Here is a 12,219-nt window from a genome sequence, read left to right on the forward strand (position 1 = left end):
GAAAGCCTTTTTTATATAAAATTCAGATTCTTTTTCAAAGTCAGTCAGTTTTACATTCCCGTTCTAATTGCCTCTACTGGATCTAATTTTGAAGCGGCAATTGCTGGAAGTATTCCTGAAATCAAACCAATGATAGCAGCAAGTCCAGTTCCTAAAAGAATATTTCCCATGCCTAAAACAAATTCGAAATCCAGTGCGCTGGTTAAAATCACTGAAATTATCCAAACTAATAAAAGTCCAATTATTCCACCAATTACTGAAAGTATTATAGCTTCGAATAAAAACTGAAACAATATAAATTTATTTTTGGCTCCCAATGATTTCTGGATTCCTATTAAATTGGTACGTTCTTTTACTGAAACAAACATAATATTTGCAATTCCAAAACCACCAACAAGCAATGAAAATCCACTGATAATCCACCCTACTACATTCATTTGTCCTATAATACCGTCTATAAAATCCGTAAATCCAGAAAACACATTAACAAAGAAATTATCAATTTCACCTGCTTTCAAACCTCTATAACTTCTTAATTTTTGAGAAATTTCGCCTCTATATGCATCCATATCCACTCCTCTTTCTGGCTTAAAAATGATTACATTAGTCAATGAAGTATTATTATCACCATACAATTGTCGAACAAAATTAACCGGAATAAAAGCAGAAGTATCATTACTATCCCCAAACAATCCTGCTCCTTGTTTTTTCAAAACACCTATAACGGTGAATCTTTTACCATATAAACGTACGTTTTTTCCAATTGGATCAATATTCTCAAATAAGGATTTAGCAATTTCGTCCCCTAAAACAATTACCGTAGCACCAGAATTAGCTTCAGACTCATTATAAAATCTCCCTTCTTCAAATTCTAATCCCTGAATATCAATAAATTCATGGGAAACTGGAACAATATTAACATCACTAACTGTTTTTGAATCGTATTTTATAGATTCTCTTTTGGTAAATATTTGATATCCCATTTGATCCGTATTAGTCATAACCCCTTTCATATAAGTATATTCGTCATACTTTACATTAGGAAACTGTTCTCTTTTCCATTGTGGAATATCCGAAGGCCCGAAAGAAAATTTCATCAAATAGATCGTGTTTTTATCAAGGCTGCTTAAATCTTTGGTGATTTTTCTATCCAATGAATCTACAGCTGCAAGCACGGCTATTATTGAAAATATACCAATAGTAACCCCTAATAAAGAAAGCAAAGTTCTCAATTTGTTGTTTTGCAAAGCATTCATTGCAAAACCAAAACTCTCTTTTAATAACCGAAGATAGACTATCATAAAATCTTTTTTGCGTTAAGGTAAAATTCTACATTATATTTTTCATAAACCTAATAAAAACCCACCTACCAATTGGTATATTTTTTTAAGATAATGTTACATAAATTCATTGAATTTTATAATCAAAAAAAAACTATTTTTGCACTTTATAATTATAACTACACAATGAACACAACAAAAACTATTCAATCTGCATTAATTTCGGTATTCTCAAAAGAAGGTCTTGAACCAATTGTAAGAAAACTGCACGAACAAAATGTTATACTTTACTCTACTGGAGGAACCGAAGATTTTATAAAAAATTTAGGAATCCCTGTAGTTCCTGTTGAAGACGTAACTTCTTATCCTTCCATTCTTGGTGGAAGAGTAAAAACATTACATCCAAAAGTTTTTGGAGGAATCCTAAACCGTCAGGATAATGAAAGTGATGTGCAACAAATGCAAGAGTTCAATATCCCACAAATTGATTTAGTTATAGTTGATTTATATCCATTTGAGAAAACAGTTGCTTCAGGAGCAAGTGAATCAGATATTATTGAGAAAATAGATATTGGTGGAATTTCTTTGATTCGTGCTGCCGCAAAAAACTTTAAAGACACTGTAATTGTAGCTTCTGTTGATGAATACAGTTTACTTTTAGATTTAATCACAGATCAAAACGGAGCTACTACTCTTGCCAACAGAAAATTATTGGCTACAAAAGCATTTCATGTTTCATCACACTACGACACCGCAATTTTCAATTATTTCAATACAGACGAAACCGTTTATAAACAAAGTATTGCTCACGGTCAAGTCTTGAGATATGGAGAAAATCCACATCAAAAAGGATTTTTCTTTGGTGACTTTGACGCTATGTTCAAAAAAGTTCACGGAAAAGAATTGTCTTACAATAATTTATTAGATGTAGATGCTGCCGTAAATTTGATTAATGAATTCAAGAATGACGGCCCTACTTTTGCCATATTAAAACACAATAATGCTTGTGGTTTAGCTACTAGAAAAACTATTAGTGAAGCTTATAATGTAGCATTGGCTTGTGACCCAACTTCAGCTTTTGGGGGTGTTTTAATTTCCAATACTAAAATTGACGTAGCAACTGCAACAGAAATAAACAAATTATTTTGTGAAGTAGTTATTGCTCCGGAATATGACACCGAAGCTGCGGCAATTTTACAAGAGAAGAAAAACAGAATTATATTAATTCAAAACGAAGTAGCTTTACCACAAAAACAGGTACGAACTTGCTTAAACGGAATTTTAGTCCAAGAAAGAAACAATATAACTGACAATAAAGAAGACTTAAGAACCGTTACAACTACAGCACCAACTGAACAAGAAGTTCAAGATTTAATATTTGCTTCTAAAATTTGTAAAAATACAAAATCAAACACGATTGTTTTTGCAAAAAACGGCACACTTATTGCGTCTGGTACAGGGCAAACATCAAGAGTTGATGCCTTATTACAAGCCATTGAAAAAGCAAAAACTTTTGGATTTGATTTACATGGTGCGTCTATGGCAAGCGATGCGTTCTTTCCTTTCCCTGATTGCGTGGAAATAGCTAAAAAAGCAGGAATAACTGCTGTAATTCAACCCGGAGGATCCATTAAAGATGAATTAAGCATCAATTATTGTAATGAAAATAAAGTTGCAATGGTATTTACAGGAACTCGTCATTTTAAACATTAATTTGTTTAACTTTGCCCGTCACAAATTTATAACTTTTTAACCCTTAAAAAACTTATGGGATTTTTTGATTTCATGACCGAGGATATCGCGATAGACCTTGGTACCGCTAATACTTTAATCATACATAATGATAAAGTCGTAATTGACAGTCCCTCAATAGTTGCTCGTGATAGAGTTTCAGGCAAAATCATTGCTGTAGGGAAAGAAGCAAACATGATGCAGGGTAAAACACATGAAAACATTAAGACGATAAGACCATTGAAAGATGGTGTAATTGCTGATTTTGATGCCTCTGAAAAAATGATCAGTATGTTTATAAAAAGCATACCGGCATTAAAGAAAAGAATGTTTACTCCCGCATTAAGAATGGTTGTTTGTATTCCTTCCGGTATCACCGAAGTGGAAATGAGAGCGGTTAAAGAATCTTGTGAAAGAGTTAACGGAAAAGAAGTATATCTAATACACGAACCTATGGCAGCAGCTATTGGTATTGGTATTGACATTATGCAACCTAAAGGAAACATGATTGTTGATATCGGTGGTGGAACAACTGAAATTGCTGTAATTGCATTAGGCGGAATTGTATGTGACAAATCGGTGAAAATTGCCGGTGATGTATTTACAAATGACATCGTATATTACATGCGTACCCAACACAATCTTTTTGTTGGAGAAAGTACTGCAGAGAAAATAAAAATCCAAATTGGAGCCGCAATCGAAGATTTAGAAACTCCTCCAGAAGACATGTCAGTTCAAGGAAGAGATTTACTTACCGGTAAACCAAAACAAGTAGAAGTGTCTTACCGTGAAATTGCTAAAGCATTAGACAAATCGATTCAACGAATTGAAGATGCCGTAATGGAAACTTTATCTCAAACACCTCCAGAATTAGCAGCAGATATTTATAATACTGGTATTTATCTTGCAGGTGGCGGTTCTATGTTAAGAGGTCTTGATAAAAGAATTTCTCAAAAAACAGATTTACCAGTTTATATTGCTGAAGATCCATTAAGAGCTGTAGTTCGAGGAACTGGTATGGCACTGAAAAACATTACAAAATTTAAAAGTATCTTGATAAAATAAGGTTTTTATTGCTAATTTAAATAATATTAGATAATTTAAACCTCGGTTTAGTTTTGTAAGTAGAAATTTAAGATAGAACCTGAAACAAAATAACCAATAGTACATGCAGCAAATATTTAATTTTATATTTAAAAACAGTAATAGATTACTGTTTTTGCTGCTTTTGGGCATTTCACTCGTGCTCACCATTCAATCTCATTCTTTTCACAGAAGTAAAATAATAAGTTCTGCTAACTTTTTAAGTGGCGGAGTTTACGAAAAAGTTAATTCTGTAAATGAGTATTTGAATTTAAAAACTCAAAATGATGCGTTAGCACAAGAAAATGCCGAATTAAAAAGTTTTCTCTTTAATCGCAAAGACACAACTGCCGTACAAAAATTAGATAGCTTAAAAGGTGTAAAAGCAGATGACATCATCGTTTCAAAGGTGATACACAATTCATACAATGTTTATGAAAATTATTTAACATTGAATTCAGGTGAATTACAAGGTGTAAAACCAGATATGGGTGTGATAAATAGCTTAGGAATCGTAGGAATCATTGACAATACTTCTCCACATTATGCGACAGTAATTAGCATTTTAAATAAAAAATCTCAAATTAACGCCAAGATTAAAAAATCAAATCATTTTGGGTCTTTGGTTTGGAATGGAAAAAGTACTGGTTTTGTTCAATTGATAGATGTACCAAGATTAGCGGCTATCAGAAAAGGGGACACAATTGTAACCGGAGGACAATCCGTTATATTTCCTGAGAATATTAATATTGGAACTATTGCTAAAATTTATATTGACAATCAAACCAATTATTATACTCTAGATGTAAAACTGTTTAATGACATGACAAATTTAGGTCATGTTTACATCATAAAAAGTAAAGAACGCGACGAACTTATTAATTTAGAAAAAGGAAAAAAAGATGAATAGCACGTTGTTAGTCAATATTTTCCGTTTTGTTTTGCTATTAGCAGTTCAAATTATTATTTTCAATAATATGAATTTTTTGGGCTATATAAGTCCATTTCCATACCTGCTTTTTATAATATTATATCCCGTAAACGGTAATAAATCTGGATTGTTGATCGCTAGTTTCTTTTTAGGTCTTATTATGGATATGTTCAGTAATTCTGGAGGTATACATACGACTGCATGTATCCTTTTAGCCTATTTCAGACCTTATATCTTTAAATTTTCATTTGGATTAAGCTATGAATATCAAACGGTGCGATTAAATGATGTTTTAACTCCGGAGCGTTTCTCTTTTATATTAATGTCCGTTGTAATTCATCACTTAGTATTATTCGTACTAGAAGCATTTCAATTTAGTTTTATCTTGGACGTTTTACTGCGAACCCTCCTCAGTAGCGTATTTACAATACTAATTTGCATTATAATAATATATCTTATTAAGCCAAACAAAAGATGAGAAAATTATTGCTGCCTTCCTTAATCATTGTTGCAGCATCGTTGCTAGTAATACGGATATTCTATTTACAAATTATAGATGATTCGTTCAAACTAAAATCAGACAATAATGCCATAAAAATAAAATATGACTATCCGGAAAGAGGTTATATTTATGATAGACATGGCAAATTATTAGTTGCCAATCAAGCTTCTTATGACATCATGGTTATCCCAAGAGATGTTAAAAATATTGACACATTGGAATTTTGTCAACTGCTAGATGTAACAAAAGAAGATTTTATAAAAAGAATGGCAAAAGCCAAGGTATATAGTCCCCGATTACCTTCTGTTTTTTTACCACAATTAAATAAAAGCGAATTTGCTGCTTTTCAGGAAAAAATACGAAAATATGAAGGCTTCTACTTTCAAAAACGTTCTTTACGTGATTACGAAGTAGACTATGGCGCTAACGTTTTTGGATTTATCACGCAAGTGAACGAAAAATTAGTTGCCAAAAATCCTTATTACAATAGTGGCGATTTAATTGGAAGACAAGGCGTTGAAGAAAGCTACGAAGATATTTTACGAGGAATAAAAGGAGTAAAATACTTCCAAAAAGATAAATATAATAGAGAAATTGGTTCCTACAAAGAAGGAAAATACGACACTATTGCTGTTCAAGGGGAAGATATAAACCTTACTATTGACGCCGAACTTCAAAAATATGGCGAGCAATTAATGATCAATAAAAGAGGAGGAATTGTAGCTATTGAACCAAAAACTGGAGAGATATTAGCTCTAGTTACAGCTCCATCTTATGACCCAGGAATACTTGTAGGGAGACAGCGTTCTAAAAACTACACGTTACTATATCATGATTCCATTGCAAAACCACTTTATGACAGAGGACTATTAGCTGAATATCCTCCGGGATCTCCATTTAAGATACTGACTGGACTTGTGGCTCTTCAAGAAGGCGTTATAAATGAACAGACTACTTTCATGTGTCATCATGGTTTTAGTTATGCAAGAGGCCGATTTATGAAATGCCATGGTTTTGGCCCTCATCAATTACATAATGGTATTTACAATTCTTGTAATACCTATTTTGCGAGTGCCTACATGTTAACTATTAATAAATACGCCAAACCAGCTTATGCTGTTGATGTTTGGAGCAATCACGTAAAAAGTTTTGGACTAGGACAATTTATGGGTTATGATTTACCTACTGGTAAAAAAGGAAATATTCCAGATTCTAAAACCTACAAAAAAATCTATCCAAATGGCGGTTGGCGTAGCACAACAATCGTATCCAATTCGATCGGTCAAGGAGAAGTTTTAATGACTCCTATACAGCTTGCTAATATGATGGCAACTGTTGCAAATGAAGGATATTATTACACCCCTCATATCATCAAAAAAATTGAAGGTCACAAAATTGATAAAAAATTCACGACCAAGCATGTTACCACAATAGACAAAAAATATTACAAACCCATGATTAGCGGTTTATTTGATGTGTATAATTTTGGGACAGCACATGGATTAAATGTACCCGGAATTGATATTTGTGGTAAAACTGGAACAGCTGAGAATTATGCAAAAATCGATGGAAAAAGAGTAAAACTTGAGGATCACTCCATATTTGTTGCTTTTGCGCCAAAAGACAATCCCAAGATTGCAATAGCAATTTTAGTAGAAAATGGTGGTTTTGGGGCAACAATAGCAGGGCCTATTGCCAGTTTAATGATTGAAAAATATCTTAGAAAAAAAATAACCAGAACTGATTTAGAAAAGAGAATACTTGAAAGAAGTTTACAGGATAGATATGCAAAATTAGGCGGAATGAAAGAAGCTAGTTTAATAGAAACAGTCCCTAAAGATTCTCTTCTAAGTAAAAAAATAGCAAGTCCAATAATTAAAACGGCAGGCCCAATTATTACAATAGATTCTACTAAAGAAAACTAATAAGCAACCTATTTCAAATGAAAAACCAAAGCGTAACGAACAATCTTGACTGGATATGTATCATTATCTATTGTTTATTAGTAATAATGGGTTGGTTAAACATTTATTCCTCTTCCTTATCCTCTATGGAAGGCACTTCCGACAAACAACTCATATTCATCATATTAACTATTCCTTTAATTTTTATTGTACTTTATGTTGATGGTAAATTTTACGAAAAATACGCCAGTATTATTTTTGGAATATCATTATTAACATTAGTTGGTTTATTTGCTTTTGGTAAGACCATAGCGGGACAACGTTGTTGGTATGGTATTGGAAGTTTCACAATACAACCTTCCGAATTTGCTAAAGCAGCTACAGCCTTAGCATTAGCCAAATACTTAAGTGATCCTCAAATAAATTTGAAAGATGTTAACAGGCAAATACAGGCACTTGCCATCGTATTTTTACCTGTTATGCTCATTTTACCACAGCCTGACCCGGGAAGCGCACTTATTTACAGCATTTTCATCATCGTTTTGTATCGTGAAGGACTTCCTTCTTGGTACGTTTGGACAGGATTCATTACCATTCTTTTATTTGTACTAACATTAGTACTACAGCCACAATATGTGATTTTGATTGCATTATTAGTTCTAATCATTATACATTTCAAATCACGCTTATCCGATAGAAATATGCTCCTAAGCGGAATTTTGTTTGCCTTAATTTCAGGATTTGTCTTATCAGTAAATTATGTTTTTGTGCATGTATTTAAACAACACCACAGGGACCGTTTTAATATATTATTAGGAAAATCTGTAGATATGAAAGGGATTGGTTATAACACTAATCAATCCGAAATAGCAATTGGATCTGGAGGTTGGCTAGGCAAAGGCTTTCTTGAAGGCACACAAACCAAAGGAGGTTTTGTACCGGAACAACATACCGATTATATATTTACAACGGTTGGTGAAGAATGGGGATTTATAGGCTCTCTTGTTGTTATCGGACTTTTTGTAGGGTTATTTTTGAGATTAATATATCTTGCCGAAAGACAAAAAACAAAATTCAGTAGAGTATATGGCTATTGTGTAGCCGGTATTTTATTCATTCATTTCTTTGTAAATATCGCAATGGTCATAGGGGTTTTCCCAACAATTGGAGTACCGTTACCTTTCTTTTCTTATGGAGGATCAGGACTTTGGGGGTTTACCATTTTACTTTTTATATTTATTAAAATGGATGCCAATAAAGTAAATGAGTGGTAAATGGAATGTCATATTGGGAGCTAAATCCTGCTATTCATTTCAAGTTTTTCGCCTCGTTAAAGTTTTAATTATTTTTTCAAGAGCTTCCTCCAGTCGCTTTAAAAAAATATAAAAACTAATAAACGAGCCATCAAAAGTTTTTCATTAATATCAAGGCTAATTAAAACTCCAGCTTTTATAATCACTACTTTTTTCCAATTGACTTTCTAACTTATCCTCTAATTTAGAAAAAAAGTCAACTCTGGTCAATTTTTCGATCCTATCAACTGAAACCACAAAATCATACAAAGGTTTATCACTTGCTTCATTTGGAACAAGAAAAGCAATCATTTTGTATTTTCCATTAGATTTATCTAGCAAGACTTTATAAAAATATTTTGGGACTGAAACCTTTTCCCTGCCTATCGTTTTAAGTGAAGACTCTAAAATCCCGCCAGTAACTACATAGATTCCATCGTATTTTGCAGCCCAATAACGAACTTTTTGTTCTAATCTGTTCCAAACTCCATCATTAAAACCATGCAATTGTGGAGAAATATTAGATGTAAAAAAAGTATCATTATAAGCATTTCTAGAAAATTCCATATCTCCTGCCGGACACAAATGCCCTTTATCAAAACCTGATTTCTTGTAATTTCTCCAATCAGCTGATCCCGTTTCCACATTAGGGTCTTCAATAAAAAAAGGGCGCTTAAAACTATTATTGATTAGATAGCTTTTCTTTAATTCATAAACAACCCATTCCGCTTACTCATACTTTTCATTATACGATAAAGTGAAATAATCGTGTTTTACAATTTGATTGGTTGTTGAAGATGGCAAAAAATCAAAAGATACATCTGCCATTTCAAGATGCTTTTGATTCTGCTGTAAGCTATAACTATCAACAGCATTATCGGCATCTAAATTCTTTTTACAGAAAGAAAAAAAGTTCAAACTAAGCAGAATAGCAACTGAATAAAACAACTGGTGATTTCGCATATCTTCTAATTTTATTAATTAACCCTAAATTAAAGAAAAAACAAAACATAATAAAACTAAATACGCTCCAGAAATTCTATTTAGAATAACTGGAGCGCATTAGCAATTAACTATAATGCTAAAAACTTATGACTTAGCTAATTTGTCTTTTTTTAATTTAGCAGGCAAACTCTTTTTTACTATTGATTTCAATTGTAAATCATCTAAAACATTTAACGCTTCTTCAACATAAATATCTTTTGACAATGCTTCATGCCATCTGTCTCTTTTTTCTTTTAAAACTACATCCTTATTAACTTCATCCACCTCATAAGGCAATGATGTAAACTTAAGTGTATTTTTATAATCTGCTAAAGGTTTGTATTTTTTAGCTTTTTCTTCAATTTCATTTTGAGCAGTTTTGAATTTATCAATATTCAAACTATAGTTATTATCTTCACTTCTACTATCAATCCATTTAGCATTTTCCTCAATCAACTGAAATTGTGAACTTTGAGAGATTCTTTTCTTACTATTTGCAATAGCCTGATTAAAATTAGCGTTTTTATTCCAAACAGTATAATCAGCAGGGTCTATTTTATCCCAAGGCATAGCATTGTCTACATCACGCTCCCCCATTTTTAAATAAGCGTATCTGTCTGGCATCACAATATCGCTGCTGACTCCTTCAAGTTGCGTAGAACCACCATTGATTCTGTAGAATTTTTGCGTAGTTGTTTTTACCGCTCCTAAATCACCAACAGCACTATTACGAACAAACTGATTCAAATCAATTACATTTTGCACCGTTCCCTTACCGTAAGTTTGTTTACTACCAATGATAATTCCTCTTTTATAATCTTGAATTGCAGCTGCTAAAATCTCAGATGCAGAAGCTGAAAAACTATTCACCATAATTACTAATGGACCATCCCATTCAATTTTTTTATCTTTATCAAATAAAACTTCTTTCTTTCTTCCGGCCGATTTTATTTGAACTATTGGGCCTTGTTCAATAAACAGACCTGCAATATCTACTACTGTTGATAATGAACCTCCTCCATCATCACGAACATCTAATACAATCCCGTTTACACCAGCACTTTTTAAACGTTCCACTTCTTTAGCAATATCTTTTCCAGCGTCTCTACCGTCTTTATTTTCAAAATCAATATAGAATTTTGGCAAATAAATAACCCCGTATTTCAATCCGTTTTTATTAACGATACTTGATTTAGCATAGGTTTCTTCAATTTCGACAATATCTCTGATTATTGAAATGATTTTAATTGTTCCGTCAACTTTTTTCACGGTAAGACGAACTTCAGTTCCTTTTGGTCCTTTTATTTTCTTAACCACATCATCTAGACGCATCCCAACCACATCTACAGCCTCATCATTTCCTTGAGCAACTTTCATTACTAAATCCCCTGCTTCAAGTTGTTTCCCTCTCCAAGCCGGACCGCCAGAAATAAGTTCAGATATTTCAGTAAAATCATTTTTCTTTTGAAGACGAGCCCCTATTCCTTCCAGTTTTCCGCTAATACTTACATCAAAACGTTCTTTTTCTTCCGGTGCAAAATAACTGGTATGCGGATCAAATCGTGCAGTAATTGAATTGATGTAAACAGAGAACCAATCATTTCTATCTAAATCTTTCATAAATCCAAAATACTCATCTAATGATTTCAAAGCACTACCTCTTGTTTCTTTTTCTAATTCTGCGAAAGTTTTAGGCTTGCTGGTATCAGCAGTTTTATTGCTTTTCTCCTTATCAGGATTAATAATGTCAACTTTGAGCTTCTCTCCTTGTTTCAAAAGATCAGAAGCGGCTTTATCTTCCTGTTCAACAATACCTTTGCTTTTATTTTCTTGAATTTTCAAACGGTCTGTCAATGATGAAAGTGTTGACAGTTTGATTTGTTTACGCCATTTATCAGCGAGCTCTTTTTCATCTTTTGAATAAGGCGCTTTCTCATAATCCGTATTAAAATTCTCATCAACATTATAATCAAATGGTTGACTCAAGACACTCTTGTATATCTTTTTACTTTCTTCCATTCTTTTCATCAAACGATCGTAAGTAAGATTAAAAAAAGTCAAATCTTTATTTAACAATTCATCATCTAATTCAGTCTCATATTTTGAAAATTCATCAATATCTGACTGCAAGAAAAATCGTTTAGAAGGATCTAAAGCCTGGATATAATCTTTGTAAATTCCTTTGGAAAAAGTGTCATCTATAGCTGCGGGATTATAATGTCCTTTTTGAATTACAAACGTTAATAATTCTAATAGCAACTTATCTTTATCTGGATCTTCCTCTTTTGATGCATTAATTTTAAATGCAAACAGTGTTGCTGAGAGACAAACAACAACAAGAAGTATTTTATAATTTCTTTTCATAAAGTCAGTAATAGTATTCATCAATTTTTAAACTAAATTACGGTAAAAACTATGCCAACTATAACAAGGGCTGCATAATTTTTTGTTAAAGATATAAAATTGTTTTTTTTCATCTGGGTTAAATATTCTAAGTTGATAAATTTTATTT

8 protein-coding genes and 1 pseudogene are annotated in these 12,219 nt (G+C 32.4%); 6 read left to right on the forward strand and 3 right to left on the reverse strand.

Features of this window, described 5'->3' with window-relative positions; all coding sequences use genetic code 11:
- Positions 1–50: 50 nt before the first annotated feature.
- Complete coding sequence (locus ACM55I_RS04910) at positions 51–1,301, reverse strand: ABC transporter permease (protein ID WP_416845656.1); 1,251 nt, start codon at positions 1,299–1,301, stop codon at positions 51–53.
- Between the two features lie 165 nt (positions 1,302–1,466).
- Between ACM55I_RS04910 and purH the strand changes: the two genes are divergently transcribed.
- From purH to rodA, 6 genes are all read left to right on the forward strand, one after another.
- On the forward strand, positions 1,467–2,993 hold the full coding sequence (gene purH / locus ACM55I_RS04915; RefSeq protein WP_416845657.1) for a bifunctional phosphoribosylaminoimidazolecarboxamide formyltransferase/IMP cyclohydrolase: 1,527 nt from the start codon (positions 1,467–1,469) through the stop codon (positions 2,991–2,993).
- 54 nt (positions 2,994–3,047) lie between these two features.
- Positions 3,048–4,076 (forward strand): rod shape-determining protein, encoded by a 1,029-nt coding sequence (locus tag ACM55I_RS04920; protein ID WP_035668436.1) that lies wholly within the window; start codon positions 3,048–3,050, stop codon positions 4,074–4,076.
- A gap of 103 nt (positions 4,077–4,179) precedes the next feature.
- Positions 4,180–5,004 (forward strand): rod shape-determining protein MreC, encoded by an 825-nt coding sequence (gene mreC, locus ACM55I_RS04925; RefSeq protein ID WP_416845658.1) that lies wholly within the window; start codon positions 4,180–4,182, stop codon positions 5,002–5,004.
- Entirely contained in the window at positions 4,997–5,503 is a 507-nt protein-coding gene (gene mreD, locus ACM55I_RS04930) for a rod shape-determining protein MreD (protein WP_416837190.1), read from the forward strand. Before mreC ends, mreD begins: the two co-directional genes overlap by 8 nt.
- The gene (mrdA, locus tag ACM55I_RS04935) at positions 5,500–7,452 is read left to right on the forward strand and encodes a penicillin-binding protein 2 (RefSeq protein WP_416845659.1); all 1,953 of its coding nucleotides are present in this window, start codon (positions 5,500–5,502) and stop codon (positions 7,450–7,452) included. Before mreD ends, mrdA begins: the two co-directional genes overlap by 4 nt.
- Before the next feature lie 17 nt (positions 7,453–7,469).
- Positions 7,470–8,705 carry a rod shape-determining protein RodA gene (gene rodA, locus ACM55I_RS04940; protein WP_416845660.1) on the forward strand — a complete coding sequence of 412 codons (1,236 nt, stop codon included), beginning with the start codon at positions 7,470–7,472 and terminating at the stop codon, positions 8,703–8,705.
- A gap of 156 nt (positions 8,706–8,861) precedes the next feature.
- Here the strand turns inward: rodA and ACM55I_RS04945 are convergent.
- Positions 8,862–9,551: pseudogene (locus ACM55I_RS04945) on the reverse strand (DNA/RNA non-specific endonuclease).
- A gap of 261 nt (positions 9,552–9,812) precedes the next feature.
- Positions 9,813–12,092 (reverse strand): carboxy terminal-processing peptidase, encoded by a 2,280-nt coding sequence (locus ACM55I_RS04950; RefSeq protein ID WP_416845661.1) that lies wholly within the window; start codon positions 12,090–12,092, stop codon positions 9,813–9,815.
- Positions 12,093–12,219 lie beyond the last annotated feature (127 nt).

Source organism: Flavobacterium algoris, assembly GCF_048158525.1.
GTDB lineage: Bacteria > Bacteroidota > Bacteroidia > Flavobacteriales > Flavobacteriaceae > Flavobacterium > Flavobacterium algoris.